The sequence below is a fragment of the Streptomyces tanashiensis genome (genome assembly GCF_014648895.1).
In the GTDB taxonomy this organism is placed as follows: domain Bacteria; phylum Actinomycetota; class Actinomycetes; order Streptomycetales; family Streptomycetaceae; genus Streptomyces; species Streptomyces tanashiensis.
Window position 1 is genome coordinate 804896 of sequence record NZ_BMRZ01000003.1, and the last position, 14272, is coordinate 819167.

Annotated in this window: 11 protein-coding genes; 5 read left to right on the top strand and 6 right to left on the bottom strand. The window is 71.2% G+C overall.

Going from position 1 to position 14272, the window contains the following annotated elements; translation table 11 throughout:
• Window position 1: 1 nt before the first annotated feature.
• The 5 genes from IE237_RS14270 to IE237_RS14290 form a co-directional block, all read right to left on the bottom strand.
• Window positions 2–967: a zinc metalloprotease gene (locus tag IE237_RS14270; protein ID WP_229842667.1), complete on the bottom strand. Its 966-nt coding sequence runs from the start codon at window positions 965–967 to the stop codon at window positions 2–4.
• Window positions 968–1294: 327 nt separating this feature from the next.
• Window positions 1295–2944, bottom strand: a complete 1650-nt coding sequence (locus IE237_RS14275) for an alkaline phosphatase D family protein (protein ID WP_189802279.1) — start codon at window positions 2942–2944, stop codon at window positions 1295–1297.
• Window positions 2945–3171: 227 nt separating this feature from the next.
• Entirely contained in the window at window positions 3172–3987 is an 816-nt protein-coding gene (locus tag IE237_RS14280) for a DsbA family protein (RefSeq protein WP_189802280.1), read from the bottom strand.
• Between the two features lie 53 nt (window positions 3988–4040).
• Window positions 4041–4727 (bottom strand): hypothetical protein, encoded by a 687-nt coding sequence (locus IE237_RS14285; RefSeq protein ID WP_189802281.1) that lies wholly within the window; start codon window positions 4725–4727, stop codon window positions 4041–4043.
• Window positions 4728–4797: 70 nt separating this feature from the next.
• Window positions 4798–6123, bottom strand: coding sequence for a DUF2252 domain-containing protein (locus IE237_RS14290; protein WP_189802282.1), 1326 nt, complete (start codon window positions 6121–6123; stop codon window positions 4798–4800).
• A 189-nt stretch (window positions 6124–6312) separates the two neighbouring features.
• On the opposite strand from IE237_RS14290, the gene dnaE reads away from it, so the two are divergent.
• Window positions 6313–9852, top strand: a complete 3540-nt coding sequence (gene dnaE, locus IE237_RS14295; protein ID WP_189802283.1) for a DNA polymerase III subunit alpha — start codon at window positions 6313–6315, stop codon at window positions 9850–9852.
• A gap of 86 nt (window positions 9853–9938) precedes the next feature.
• On the opposite strand, the gene IE237_RS14300 is transcribed toward dnaE, so the two are convergent.
• Window positions 9939–10112 carry a hypothetical protein gene (locus IE237_RS14300; RefSeq protein ID WP_189802284.1) on the bottom strand — a complete coding sequence of 58 codons (174 nt, stop codon included), beginning with the start codon at window positions 10110–10112 and terminating at the stop codon, window positions 9939–9941.
• 216 nt (window positions 10113–10328) lie between these two features.
• Here IE237_RS14300 and IE237_RS14305 point away from each other — a divergent pair, with 216 nt between their 5' ends.
• The 4 genes from IE237_RS14305 to IE237_RS14320 all read left to right on the top strand — a co-directional run bounded on the left by IE237_RS14305 (window position 10329) and on the right by IE237_RS14320 (window position 14262).
• Window positions 10329–11693, top strand: coding sequence for an NYN domain-containing protein (locus tag IE237_RS14305; protein ID WP_189802285.1), 1365 nt, complete (start codon window positions 10329–10331; stop codon window positions 11691–11693).
• A 20-nt stretch (window positions 11694–11713) separates the two neighbouring features.
• Entirely contained in the window at window positions 11714–12685 is a 972-nt protein-coding gene (locus tag IE237_RS14310; RefSeq protein ID WP_189802579.1) for an ABC transporter ATP-binding protein, read from the top strand.
• Window positions 12686–12761: 76 nt separating this feature from the next.
• Complete coding sequence (locus IE237_RS14315) at window positions 12762–13589, top strand: ABC transporter permease (protein WP_370468178.1); 828 nt, start codon at window positions 12762–12764, stop codon at window positions 13587–13589.
• Between the two features lie 34 nt (window positions 13590–13623).
• On the top strand, window positions 13624–14262 hold the full coding sequence (locus IE237_RS14320; RefSeq protein WP_189802286.1) for a DUF2567 domain-containing protein: 639 nt from the start codon (window positions 13624–13626) through the stop codon (window positions 14260–14262).
• The last annotated feature ends 10 nt before the right edge of the window (window positions 14263–14272 follow it).

Below are 14272 nucleotides of genomic sequence, written 5' to 3' on the forward strand. Positions count from 1 at the left end.
GTCAGGCGCGGTACGCGGTCCAGGAGTCGTTCATGCGGGTCACCTGGCCGGAGGTGAACTGGTACATGCAGGAGTCGTACGTGTAGTCCATGAAGTTGTGGATCGGGTCCACACCGGCCTTCGAGGTGCAGGAGTCACGGCCGGTCGGGCACTCGTACGCGGGGGTCTTCTCGGCCGGGGTGTCGGAGACGTAGTCGCCGTTGCCCGTGCAGCCGCCCTGGAAGGTGTGGTACAGGCCCATCCAGTGGCCGACCTCGTGGGTGGCGGTGTCGCCCTCGTTGTAGTTGGCCGCGGAGCCGCCGGGGACCGAGGCGTCGAGGATGACGACGCCGTCCATCTTCGGGCTGGCCTTGTACGAGGACGGGAAGGTCGCCCAGCCGAGCAGGCCGCCGCCGAGCTTGGCGGTGTAGACGTTCAGCGCGTTGGCGCCGCCCTTGCGCAGGGTGTTCTTCATGTCCTTCTCGGCCTGGGTGCCGTCGGACAGGTTGTACCAGGTGGCGTTGTCCGTGTAGTCGGTCCCGGCCAGGGTGAACTGGAAGTTGGTGTTCGCGTTGCCGGTGCCCTGGCCGCCGTAGGCCGCGTTCAGGACCGCCATCTGGTTGTTGATGGCGGTGCTGGACAGCTTGCCCGTGGTGCCGCTGTGGACGACGTGGAAGTAGACCGGGATGTTCACCACGGCGGCGGCGCCGGCGGAGGCGCTGAGCCGGCCGGAGGAGCGGGCCGCGGAGAGCTTCTTCTTCAGGTCGTCGTCCATGGCCTTGGCCTTGGACGCGGTGACCTCGTTGGGCTCGGCGTCGTGGTCCGCGGCGCCGCGCGCCTTGCGGGCGCCGGAGAGCGCCGTCGTGCCGTCCGCGCACTCCTCGGCGGAGGCCAGAGCGGCTCCGGCCGGGGCGGCGACGGGGGCGGAGAGCGGGGCGATGGCCAGGGTTCCGGCCAGAACGGCGGTGCCCATCAGACGACGTGTCATACGCGGCGATATGCGGACAAGAGCACGCACGGGTGACTCCTTGCGGGGGGTTGTGGAGAGGGACTTCCTCGCCACCGCCCGGAGATTACGCGTCCATGTCAGAGGTCGTTGAGGATTGATCAAGCCCAATCATTCGTGCGGCAATTCGGGGCATCGGGAAGAAAAACTTGCGTCGCTTCCAGGGTTTGAGACGTGGACGTAACGAACGAGGTGACGGAGGCGGGTGGTGTGTCCGGATTCGATCGCCGAAACCCACCACCCGCCGTAGCGATGTGATCTCCCGTTAACAGAAGAGATCATGGCTGAAAATCGCCGTCAGGACGGCGGTTACAGCACCGGCTGGTACACCCGCTCGACACGCTGCGTTCCGCTCAGCGTCCGGTACGAGCGTGCCCAGGCCGTCGTCGCGGCCGGGTCCGCCTTGTCGGAGACCGTGTAGTAGTCCATCTGCGAGCGCGCGGCGGTCACGTCGAGCACGCCGTAGCCGTGGTGGTCCATGTCCACCCACTTCACATGGCGGTTGGCGGCCTTCACGGCGCCCGCGGCCACCACCGAGAGCGTCCCGGGCGCCACGTGCAGGAGGTCGTCCAGGTTGTCCGAGGTCACCGAGGTGACCACGAACTCGGTCGCCGCCGAGGCCGAGAGCGGATACGTCGCGGCCTTCACCGGCACGTCGTTGGCCCAGGCCATGTGGATGTCACCGGTCAGGAAGACCGTGTTCCGGATCGCCCGCGCGGTCAGGTGCGCGAGCAGCTCCTTGCGGTCGTCCGTGTAGCCGTCCCACTGGTCGACGTTGACCGCGAGCCCCTCCTTCGGCAGGCCCATCAACTCGGCGAGCGGCTCCAGGAGGTGGGCGGGCAGGGCGCCGAAGGCGACCGGCGAGATCATCACCGAGGTGCCGACCAGCTGCCAGGTCGCGTCCGAACCGGCCAGCCCGGCCTTGAGCCAGTCCAGCTGCGCGCGGCCGGTGATGCTCCGCTCCGGGTCGTCGACCGTGCCGCTGCCCGCCTTCGCCGGCGCGGACCGGAACGAACGCAGGTCGAGCAGATGCAGATCGGCCAGCCTGCCGAAGCGCAGGCGCCGGAAGACCGTGCCCTCCGTGGAGGCGCGGACCGGCATCCACTCGAAGTAGGCCTGCTTCGCGGCGGCCACCCGGGCCGCCCACTCGCCCTCGGCGCCGGGGGTGTGGTTCTCGGCCCCGCCCGACCAGGCGTCGTTGGCGAACTCGTGGTCGTCCCAGATGGCGATCACCGGGTGCGCCGCGTGCAGCGCCTGGAGGTCGGCGTCCGTCTTGTACTTCCCGTGCCGGGTGCGGTAGTCGGCGAGCGAGACGATCTCGTGGCGCGGCTCGTGCTGCCGGACGACGTACTTCGCCTCGGGGTAGGCGCCGGTGGCGTACTCGTAGAGGTAGTCGCCGAGATGGAGGACGGCGTCCAGGTCGGCGCGGGCCGCGAGATGGCGGTAGGCCGAGAAGTGGCCCGACTCCCAGTTGGCGCAGGAGACGACACCGAAGCGGACGCCGGGCGCGGCGGTGTCGGCGGCCGGCGCCGTGCGGGTGCGCGCGGAGGGGGAGACGGCGGTGCCCGCGGTGAAGCGGAACCAGTAGGCGGTGGACGGGCGCAGGCCCCGGACGTCGGCCTTCACCGTGTGGTCGGAGGCGGCGCTCGCCGTGGTGGTGCCGGAGGCGACGACCCGGGCGAAGGAGCGGTCCTCGGCGAGCTCCCAGCCGACCTGGACGTCGGGGCCGAGGCCCGATCCGGGAACGGCCTCGGGGGTGGGGGTGACGCGCGTCCAGAGCAGGACGCCGTCGGGCAGCGGGTCGCCGGAGGCGACGCCGTGGACGAAGGAGGGTGCCCCGGTGTCCGCGAGGGCCGGTGAGGCCGCGCCCAGGAGGGCGGGCGCGACGGCGGCGGTGGCGGCGGCGGCCTTGACGACCGAGCGCCGGGTGGGGGCAGGAGATATGAAACGACTGGTCACGGGCAGTCAGATTACTGACGAGTACGCCCGAGGGGCAGTCCCGTGCCGGAAGTTCGCCGACTCGTCGCCCCGCGGACGCCTCGGCCGGGATTCCCGTCCCTGAACGTCTGGTGCCGGACGCCTCGGTTCCGGAAAAAGCCTGGGTCCCGGAAGCACCCCCTCGGTTCCGGAGAACGCCTCGGCCCCGGACCGGGTGGTCCGGGGCCGAGGCGTTCTGCGGTGGGGCGTCAGCCCTTGAGGGCGGCGGTGATCGCCGTGTCGAACTCGGCCACCGTCATGGGCGGGTTGTCCGTGCCCGCGACCGTGACGGGCTTGCCGTCCATCTTCAGCGTCGGGGTGCCCTGCACCCCGCTGGCGTCGAAGGCCTTCGACATCTTCATCGCCCACGCGTCGAAGGTGCCGTCCTCGACGTTCTTCTTGAACGCGGCGTTGCCCTTGAGGGCCGGGACCGAGTCCGCCACCTCCAGGAGGTAGGAGTCCTTGGCGAACTTGTCGTCCTTCTCCTCCGGGTGGAACTTCGTGGAGTAGAGGGCGGCCTTGTACTTCAGGAAGGCCTCGGGGCTCACGTTCAGCGCGGCGCCCAGCGCCGAGAGGGCGTTCTTCGAGCCCTCGCCCGGGATGCCGTTGTCGATGAAGGTGGCACCGACGTACTTGATCTTGTACTTGCCGGCCTCGACGTCCTTCTCGACGGTGGAGCCCACGCTCTGCTCGAAGGTCGCGCAGACCGGGCAGCGCGAGTCCTCGTACAGCTCCAGGGTCTTCTTCGCCGAGTCCTTGCCGATGACGACGGTCGTGCCGTTCGCACCCGTCGTGTTCTTCGGCGCCGTCACGCTCTTCGCGTCGGCCACCGACTCCCAGTGGGAGGGCTTGTTCGACTGGACGACCGCGAAGCCGATGCCGCCGGCGGCGGCCAGGACGGCCACGGCCGAGACGCCGACGACGAGCTGCCGGCGCGCCCGGTCCTTCTTCGCCTGGCGCTCGCGCTCCTCGCGCAGGCGCTCGCGGGCGGCGGCCTTGTTGGCGTGGCTGTTGCGTGCACTCATGATCGTGATCTCCGTGAAAGGTGGGGAAGGGCAGGGGGACGCGCGGGACCCGCTCAGACGAGAGCGAGCACCGGACGCGGCGGCCCCCGCCGCCCGACGGAGTGCACGAGGAGCCGGGCACGGGAGGTCCGGGGCCGCCCTGCGGACCGGCCGGCCCGCAGCGGCGACGCACCCGCGCCACGGAAGAAGGCCGCCACGAGCAGCAGCGGCCGGAAGGCGAAGGCCTCCACCGCGCGGAGCAGCCGGGCCAGGGCCCGCTCCCCGCCGCGCAGCCAGCACGCCGCCGAGAGCCCCACGCCCACATGGGCCAGGAGCAGCAGCCACGGCAGCGCCGGGTCGGGGGAGTCGAGCAGGGCGGCGGCGCTTCCGCTCTCCGGGGTCACCACCCCGGGCAGCGGCGTGCCCACCGCGCCACCGCAGAAGACGTCCACGCCCACCGCGCGCAGCGAACCGGCGACCGGGCCGCCGGCGGCGCCGTAACAGACCGCCTGACCGCTGGTGAAGAGGGTGTCGGCGGCCAGCTCCAGCGGGACGAGCAGCCCGGCGATCGGGCCGAGGCCGCGCTCGCGGCCGGCCAGCGCGTACGCCACGGCGAAGACGGCGACCGCGACCGGGACGACCGTCCCCAGCGGCAGCGGCACGCGGGAGAGCAGCACGTGGGAGGCCACGGACAGCGTCACGACCAGTGCCGTGAAGAACGCCGCCCGCAGCGCCCTCAGCTGCGTCCCTGCCATGTCCATCGTCGTGGAGTGTCCCATGTCGGCCCGTAAGACGTCCCTAAAGGAAGTCTGTGGAGGACCGCTTCAGCCCCTACAGTCCCGGGATCCGGCCGTTGCGGAAGAGGTCCACGAAGATCTGGTGGTCCGCCCGCGCCCGCGCGCCGTACGCGTGCGCGAAGTCGACCAGGAGCTCGGCGAAGCCCTCCTCGTCGGCCGCGATCGCCGCGTCGATGGCCCGCTCCGTCGAGAACGGGACCAGGGAGTGGCCGCTGGAGTCGTCCGCCGCCGCGTGCATCGTGGCCGTCGCCCGGCCCAGGTCGGCGACGGTGGCCGCGATGTCCTCCAGGTCGTCGATGTCCGACCAGTCGAGGTCCACCGCGTACGGCGAGACCTCGGCGACCAGCTGGCCCGCCCCGTCCAGCTCCGTCCAGCCCAGCCACGGGTCGGCGTGCGCCTGGAGCGCCCGCTGCGAGATCACGGTGCGGTGGCCCTCGTGCTGGAAGTAGCCCCGCACCGCCGCGTCCGTGACGTGCCGCGAGACCGCGGGGGTCTGCGCCTGCTTCAGGTAGATCACGACGTCGTTCTCCAGGGCGTCGCTGTTGCCCTCCAGGAGGATGTTGTACGAGGGGAGGCCGGCCGAGCCGATGCCGACCCCGCGCCGCCCGACGACGTCCTTCACCCGGTACGAGTCGGGGCGGGCGAGCGAGGACTCCGGCAGGGTCTCCAGGTAGCCGTCGAAGGCCGCGAGGACCTTGTACCGGGTGGCCGCGTCCAGCTCGATCGCGCCGCCGCCCGCCGAGAAGCGGCGCTCGAAGTCACGGATCTCGGTCATCGAGTCGAGCAGCCCGAAGCGGGTCAGCGCCCGAGCCTCGCGCAGGGCGCCGAGCAGCGCCCCGTCGGCGGTCTCCAGGGTGAAGGCGGGGACCTCGTCGCCCTTGGCGCCGGTCGCGAGCGCGTGGATCCGCTCCCGGTAGGCGGCCGCGTAGATCCGGACCAGGTGGGTGATCTGCTCGTCGCTGAGCGCCTTGGCGTAGCCGATCAGGGCGAGCGAGGCCGCGAGGCGCTTCAGGTCCCAGGTGAAGGGGCCGACGTAGGCCTCGTCGAAGTCGTTGACGTTGAAGACGAGCCGGCCGTTGGCGTCCATGTAGGTGCCGAAGTTCTCGGCGTGGAGATCGCCGTGGATCCAGACCCGGCCGGTCTGCTCGTCCAGGTACGGGCCGCCGTGGGTCTCCCGCTCCAGGTCCGCGTAGAACAGGCACGCGGTGCCCCGGTAGAAGGCGAAGGCGGATCCGGCCATCTTCCGGAACTTCACGCGGAAGGCCGCGGGGTCGGCGGCGAGGAGCTCGCCGAAGGCGGTGTCGAAGACGGCGAGGATGTGCTCACCGCGCTCGGCTGCGGTGGGCTGCGGGACCGACATCGAGGGTGCCTCCTGGTGCGGGGTGCTGCAAGAATGTTCACGACAATACGGACAGGTGTTCCGTGTCTCTCAACGCGCGACCTTAGCCCCGAGTGCCCGCCGACTGTCAGTCCGGAGACGTAGACTTCCACGCTGTCCCCCCAGACTGTCCGCAGCCTGTCGCTCAGCGTTTTCCGGAGGCCTCCCGCCGTGACCAAGCCGCCCTTCACGCACCTCCACGTCCACACCCAGTACTCGCTGCTGGACGGTGCCGCGCGGCTGAAGGACATGTTCAACGCGTGCAACGAGATGGGCATGACCCATATCGCCATGTCCGACCACGGCAACCTGCACGGGGCGTACGACTTCTTCCACTCGGCGAAGAAGGCGGGGGTCACGCCGATCATCGGCATCGAGGCGTACGTCGCCCCGGAGTCCCGGCGCAACAAGCGGAAGATCCAGTGGGGCCAGCCGCACCAGAAGCGGGACGACGTCTCCGGTTCCGGCGGTTACACCCACAAGACGATCTGGGCGGCGAACTCCACCGGACTCCACAACCTCTTCAAGCTCTCCTCCGACGCGTACGCCGAGGGCTGGCTCCAGAAGTGGCCCCGGATGGACAAGGAGACCATCTCCCAGTGGTCCGAGGGCCTGATCGCCTCCACCGGCTGCCCCTCCGGCGAGCTGCAGACCCGCCTCCGCCTCGGCCAGTTCGACGAGGCCCTGAAGGCCGCCTCCGAGTACCAGGACATCTTCGGCAAGGACCGGTACTTCCTGGAGCTGATGGACCACGGCATCGAGATCGAGCACCGGGTCCGCGACGGGCTCCTGGAGATCGGCAAGAAGCTCGGCATCCCGCCGCTGGTCACGAACGACTCGCACTACACGTACGCGCACGAGTCGACCGCGCACGACGCCCTGCTCTGCATCCAGACCGGCAAGAACCTCTCCGACCCGGACCGCTTCCGCTTCGACGGCACCGGCTACTACCTCAAGTCCACGGACGAGATGTACGCCATCGACTCCTCGGACGCCTGGCAGGAGGGCTGCCGCAACACCCTCCTGGTCGCCGAGCAGATCGACACCACCGGCATGTTCGAGGCCCGGGACCTCATGCCGAAGTTCGACATCCCGGAGGGCTACACCGACACGACCTGGTTCCGCGAGGAGACCATGCGGGGCATGCACCGCCGCTTCCCCGGGGGCATCCCCGAGGACCGCATGAAGCAGGTCGAGTACGAGATGGACACGATCATCTCGATGGGCTTCCCCGGCTACTTCCTCGTCGTCGCCGACTTCATCATGTGGGCGAAGAAGCAGGGCATCGCCGTGGGCCCCGGCCGAGGCTCCGCGGCCGGTTCGATCGTCGCGTACGCCATGGGCATCACCGACCTCGACCCGATCCCGCACGGACTGATCTTCGAGCGCTTCCTCAACCCCGAGCGCGTCTCGATGCCCGATGTCGACATCGACTTCGACGAGCGTCGGCGCGTCGAGGTGATCCGGTACGTGACGGAGAAGTACGGCTCCGACAAGGTCGCCATGATCGGCACGTACGGCAAGATCAAGGCGAAGAACGCCATCAAGGACTCCGCGCGCGTCCTCGGCTACCCCTACGCCATGGGCGACCGGCTCACCAAGGCCATGCCCGCCGACGTCCTCGGCAAGGGCATCGACCTCAACGGCATCACCGACCCCTCGCACCCCCGCTACAGCGAGGCCGCCGAGATCCGGGCGATGTACGAGAACGAGCCGGACGTCAAGAAGGTCATCGACACCGCCCGGGGCGTCGAGGGCCTGGTCCGCCAGATGGGCGTGCACGCGGCCGGCGTGATCATGTCCAGCGAGCCCATCGTCGAGCACGCCCCGATCTGGGTGCGGCACACCGACGGCGTCACCATCACGCAGTGGGACTACCCCCAGTGCGAGTCGCTCGGCCTGATCAAGATGGACTTCCTGGGCCTCAGGAACCTCACGATCATGGACGACGCCGTCAAGATGGTGAAGGCCAACAAGGGCGTCGACCTCGACCTGCTGGCCCTGCCGCTGGACGACCCGAAGACCTTCGAACTGCTCCAGCGCGGTGACACCCTCGGCGTCTTCCAGTTCGACGGCGGACCCATGCGTTCGCTGCTGCGGCTGATGAAGCCCGACAACTTCGAAGACATCTCCGCCGTGTCCGCCCTGTACCGGCCGGGCCCGATGGGCATGAACTCGCACACGAACTACGCCCTGCGCAAGAACAAGCAGCAGGAGATCACCCCGATCCACCCCGAGCTGGAGAAGCCGCTCGAAGAGGTGCTCGCGGTCACCTACGGCCTCATCGTGTACCAGGAGCAGGTGCAGAAGGCCGCCCAGATCATCGCCGGCTACTCGCTCGGCGAGGCCGACATCCTCCGCCGCGTGATGGGCAAGAAGAAGCCCGACGAGCTGGCGAAGAACTTCACGATCTTCCAGGAGGGCGCGCGCAAGAACAACTACAGCGACGAGGCCATCCAGGCGCTCTGGGACGTGCTGGTCCCCTTCGCCGGCTATGCCTTCAACAAGGCGCACTCCGCCGCGTACGGCCTGGTCTCCTACTGGACCGCCTACCTCAAGGCGAACTACCCCGCCGAGTACATGGCCGGGCTGCTCACCTCGGTCAAGGACGACAAGGACAAGTCCGCCGTCTACCTCAACGAGTGCCGACGGATGGGCATCAAGGTCCTCCCGCCGAACGTGAACGAGTCCGAGTCGAACTTCGCCGCCCAGGGCGACGACGTGATCCTCTTCGGCCTCTCCGCCGTCCGGAACGTCGGCACCAACGTGGTCGAGTCGATCATCAAATCGCGCAAGGCCAAGGGGAAGTACGCGTCCTTCCCCGACTTCCTCGACAAGGTCGAGGCCGTCGTCTGCAACAAGCGGACCATCGAGTCGTTGATCAAGGCCGGCGCCTTCGACGAGATGGGCCACACCCGCAAGGGCATGGTCGCCCACCACGAACCCATGATCGACAACGTGGTGGCGGTCAAGCGCAAGGAGGCCGAGGGGCAGTTCGACCTCTTCGGCGGGATGGGTGACGAGGCGAGCGACGAGCCCGGCTTCGGCCTGGACGTCGAGTTCTCCGACGTCGAGTGGGAGAAGTCGTACCTGCTCGCCCAGGAGCGCGAGATGCTCGGCCTCTACGTCTCCGACCACCCGCTCTTCGGCATCGAGCACGTCCTCTCCGACAAGACGGACGCGGCGATCTCCCAGCTGACCGGCGGCGAGCACGGGGACGGCGCGGTCGTCACCATCGGCGGCATCATCTCCGGCCTCCAGCGCAAGATGACCAAGCAGGGCAACGCCTGGGCGATCGCCACCGTCGAGGACCTGGCCGGCTCCATCGAGTGCATGTTCTTCCCGGCCACCTACCAGCTGGTCTCCACCCAGCTCGTCGAGGACACGGTCGTCTTCGTCAAGGGACGGCTCGACAAGCGCGAGGACGTGCCCCGCCTCGTCGCCATGGAGCTGATGGTCCCCGACCTGTCGAACGCCGGGACCAACGCGCCGGTCGTCCTCACCATCCCGACGGTGAAGGTGACCCCGCCGATGGTCAGCCGGCTCGGCGAGATCCTCAAGCACCACAAGGGCAACACCGAGGTGCGGATCAAGCTCCAGGGCCCCCGGACCACCACCGTGCTCCGGCTCGACCGGCACCGGGTGACCGCCGACCCGGCGCTCTTCGGCGACCTGAAGGTGCTGCTCGGCCCGTCCTGCCTGGCCGGCTGACCCGACTCCGGACCGCACCGGAGCCTTCGAACACGCGCAAGGGGCGCGCCCGTCGTCACGGGCGCGCCCCTTTGCCGTCAGGCGCGTCAGTTGTGGCCGAAGCGCTTCTGGCGACCCTTGCGGGCCATGTCACCCGGAGTGACCTGGCTCGCGCGCTGCTCGGCCTGCGATTCCATCGCGGACTGCTGCGCCTGCTGCTGGCCGCGCTCGGCCTGCGACGGCTGCTTCTGACTGCGGTTCTGGTTGCGGTTCTTGGCCATGGGGATGCCTCCTCAAAGGGACCTAGGGGCCAGGGCCGCTGTCAGACTCACACACGGGGTGAACCGCCGCATTTTGGATCATTACGCGCTGTAGTGGGCGAGTGGGCGTGATACTCGCCACGCCGATGATCCAGTTCCGGACGTCAACCACCTGGCCGTCGGGCAGACTCGAAGGAACCCGAAGCACCCTTTCGAATCCGAGGCTCCCGAAAGAGGGTGGAACACGTGGACCGCTGCGTCGTCCTGGTGGACGCCGGCTACCTGCTGGGCGCCGCCGCCAGTCTCCTCGCCGGGGAACCGGCCCGCTCCAGGATCACCGTCGACCACGCCGGGCTGATCCAGCAGCTGCGGCAGCGCGCCGAGGCCGAGACCGCGCTGCCCCTCCTGCGGATCTACTGGTTCGACGGCGCTCCCGACCGGGTGCCCCAGCCCGAGCACCGCAGACTGCGTGTCATGCCCCGGGTCACCGTCCGGCTCGGCGCCCTGACCAGGAGCGACGGGCGCTGGGCGCAGAAGGGCGTCGACGCGGCCATGCACACCGAGCTGACCGAGCTCGCCCGGAACAGGGCCTGCTCCGACATCGTGCTCGTCACCGGCGACGGCGACCTGCTGCCCGGCCTCATGTCGGCCAAGGAGCACGGCGTCGCCGTCCACCTCTGGGCCGTCCAGGCCGCCGACGGCGACTACAACCAGTCCGAGGACCTGGTCGCCGAGGCCGACGAACGGCGGGTCCTCGACCGGGCCTGGATCACCCGCGCCGTCCGCGCCAAGGACCTCACCGGCATCTGCGCGCCGCCGCCCGCCCCACGCCCGGAGATCGCCGCCATCCTCTCCGCGCCGCTGCCCGAGGCGGCCCTCGCCGCCTCCGCCGAACGGGCCGCCGAGGCGGCCGCCGCGGCCGTACGGAACGGGGGAGCGGCCCCCGGCGAGGCGAACGGCGACGGCGGCCACGACCACGTCCACACCGACGGCGTCCGCACCAACGGTCACGTCCACACCAACGGTCACGTCCGCGACGACGAGCACGTCCACGGCGCGGGCGTCCCCGCCCCGGCGGCCGGCAAGGGCGTCCCCACCCCCAAGGACCTGGCGGGCCTGCGCGGACCCGGCGCCCCGGCCACCCCGGTCCCGCAGGGCGCGAGCGCGCTCCGCTGGTCCTCCGACCGGGGCTGGGTCGAGCGCCCCGCCCCCTCCCTCGGGGAGCCGGCCGAGACCGCCACCCTGCCCACCCTCGCCACGCTCACCAGCGCGGAGCAGCGCTGGGCGGACCGCGAGGAGGACATCACCACCGTCGGCGGCGACCCGTTCGAGGTCGGACAGGTGTTCGCCCGCCGTTGGATGGAGCGGCTCCCCGAGCCGAGCCACGTCCAGAAGCTCTCCACCCTCTACCCGCGGATCCCGCACCGCATCGACGGCGAACTGCTCCGCTACGCCGCCCGTTTCGGACTTCTCGCCCACAAGGACGACCAGATCGACGAGCACGACCGCTACGCGATCCGGGCCGGCTTCTGGCGCGAGATCGACGTCCGGGCCGCCGCCGAACACGCCCCCGCGCCCGGAGCCGGCCCGGCGACCCCGTAGGCTCTTCCCCCGTGAGTACGGTGTGCGTGGTGCGGGATCTGGTCAAGACGTACCCCGCCACGCGCGGCAGGCGCGGCGCGCCCGCGACCCCCGAGGTGCGTGCCACCGACGGGATCAGCCTCGACGTGCGCGGCGGCGAGATCTTCGGCCTGCTCGGACCCAACGGCGCCGGCAAGTCCACCCTCGTGCGCCAGCTCACCGGGCTCATGCGCCCCGACTCCGGCACCGTCCGGCTCCTCGGCCACGACCTCGTGCGCCACCCCGAACGGGCGGCCCGGCTCCTCGCCTACCTCGGCCAGGAGTCCACCGCCCTCGACGAGCTGACCGTCTCCCTCGCCGCCGAGACCACCGGACGGCTGCGCGGCCTCGGCGCCCACGACGCCCGCGCCGAGCGCGACGCGGTCCTGGAGGAGCTCGGGCTCGGCGAGATCGCCGGCCGCCCCCTCAAGAAGCTCTCCGGCGGACAGCGGCGGCTCGCCTGCTTCGCCACCGCGCTCGTCGGCCCACGGCCCGTCCTCGTCCTCGACGAACCCACCACCGGCATGGACCCCGTCGCCCGCCGCGCCGTCTGGGCCGCCGTCGACCGGCGCCGCGCCGAGCACGGCACCACCGTGCTCCTCGTCACCCACAACGTCATCGAGGCCGAGACCGTCCTCGACCGGGTCGCCGTCCTCGACCACGGCCGGGTCATCGCCTGCGACACCCCCGCCGGACTCAAGGAGCGGGTCGCCGGCGAGGTCCGCGTCGAGCTGGTCTGGCGCGACGCGCCGCCGCTCCAGCTGCCCGAGGTCGCCGCCCTGCGCGGGCTCGCCCAGGAGACCGGACGCCGCTGGCACCTCCGGCTCGCCCCCGACGCCGCCCGCGCGGCCGTCGCCGCCGTCACCGGAGGGGCCGCGTTCGCCGCGCTCGACGACTTCACCCTGGCCACGCCCAGTCTGGAGGACGTGTACCTCGCCCTGGGCGGCGCGACCGAGGGACTGGTGAAGGCGTGACCCGACCCGCACCGCACCCACCTCACGTACGGCACACTTCTCACGTACCGCACGTCACCCTCAGGAGCTGCACGCAGTGAGCACCCTGCCCGCCGAGGCCCTGCCCACCGGCACGCTCCCGGCCCGGTCCCACGGCGACGAGGACGGCGCCGCGCCCCTCGCCCCGCGCGCCCGGCTGCTGCCGTCCCTGGCCGCCGTCTACCGCGCGCAGCTCTCCCGCGCCCGCGTCGCCCGCATCCCGCTGCTCTTCGTCGCCACCTTCCAGTCGATCGGGATCATGGTCCTGATGCGCGGGGTCGTCGACGGCGGCTCCGAGGCGCGCGCGGTCGTGGCCGGCTCCACCGTCCTCGTCGTCGCCTTCGTCGCGCTCAACCTGCTCGCCCAGTACTTCGGGCAGCTGCGGGCCGGCGGCGGCCTCGACCACTACGCCACCCTGCCCGTGCCGCCCGCCGCCGTCGTCCTCGGCGCCGCCGGGGCGTACGCCTCCTTCACGGTGCCCGGGACCGCCGTCACCGCCGTCGCCGGCTCCGTCCTCTTCGGGCTGCCCCTCGGCAACCTGTGGATCCTCGCCGCCGTCGTCCCGCTCTCCGGGGCGGCGCTCGCCGGGCTCGGCGCGGCCCTCGGTCTCCTCGCCCCCCGCCAGGAGCTGGCCACCCTCCTGGGCCAGCTCGGCATGTCGGCGGCCCTGCTCCTCGGGGTCCTCCCCGCCGAGCGGCTGCCGGGACCGATCGGCTGGGCGCGGGACCTGCTGCCGTCCACGTACGGCGTGGAGGCCCTGGCCCGCACCTTCGAGCCGCACCCCGACTGGGCGGCCGTCGCCGTCGACCTCGCCGTGTGCGCGGCGGTCGGCGTCGTCTCGCTCGCCCTCGCCACCTGGGCCTACCGGCGGGCCGCCGTCCGCTGAGGCGGGCCACAGGGACACCTGGCACGATGGCGGGGTGACCGCACCTCTGACTCCGCCTCACCAGCCGCCGCACGATCCCGACTGGCCCCCGCCGCCCCCGCCGCCGCTCGGCCCGGCCGGTGACCCGATCACGGCGGCCGAGGTCGTGCAGGGCGTCGTGGTGACCCTCCTCTCGGCGGTCGCGGGGGCGCTGTTCGGAGTGCTGTGGCTGAACCTGGCCCCGCGGGTCCTGCTCATCTCGGACGGCAAGGGCGTCTATCTGCGGAACTCCGAGGGGGAGCAGGCGATCGGCGCCGACGGCACGTTCGTGCTCCTCGCGCTGGCCTTCGGAGCGGTCGCCGCGCTCGTCGTCTTCCTGCTGCGCCGCAAGGGCGGCGTCCCGCTCGTGCTCGGCCTGGCGCTCGGCGGCGGCCTGGGCTCGCTGCTCGCCTGGGGGATCGGGACGCACTTCGGCCCCACCGCCGACGTGGTCGCCCACGCGAAGGCGGTCGGCCCCAACGTCACCTTCGAGGCGCCCCTCGAACTGAACCTGGGCGCGGCCGCGATGCTGGCCTGGCCGCTCGCCGCGATGATCGTCCACCTGGCGCTGACGGCCGTCCTCGGCCCCCGCGACCCGGAACCGGAGCCCTGGGACCAGCCGAAGCCGTACACGCAGGGTCCCGGCTCGCACTGACGCCCCCGGC

Bases quoted from the DNA above. Each gene is read 5' to 3' on its own strand.
- IE237_RS14300 (WP_189802284.1), bottom strand. From the start codon at position 10,112: ATGGCCAAGAACCGCAACCAGAACCGCAGTCAGAAGCAGCCGTCGCAG.
- IE237_RS14270 (WP_229842667.1), bottom strand. From the start codon at position 967: ATGACACGTCGTCTGATGGGCACCGCCGTTCTGGCCGGAACCCTGGCC.
- IE237_RS14285 (WP_189802281.1), bottom strand. From the start codon at position 4,727: ATGGACATGGCAGGGACGCAGCTGAGGGCGCTGCGGGCGGCGTTCTTC.
- IE237_RS14280 (WP_189802280.1), bottom strand. From the start codon at position 3,987: ATGAGTGCACGCAACAGCCACGCCAACAAGGCCGCCGCCCGCGAGCGC.
- IE237_RS14290 (WP_189802282.1), bottom strand. From the start codon at position 6,123: ATGTCGGTCCCGCAGCCCACCGCAGCCGAGCGCGGTGAGCACATCCTC.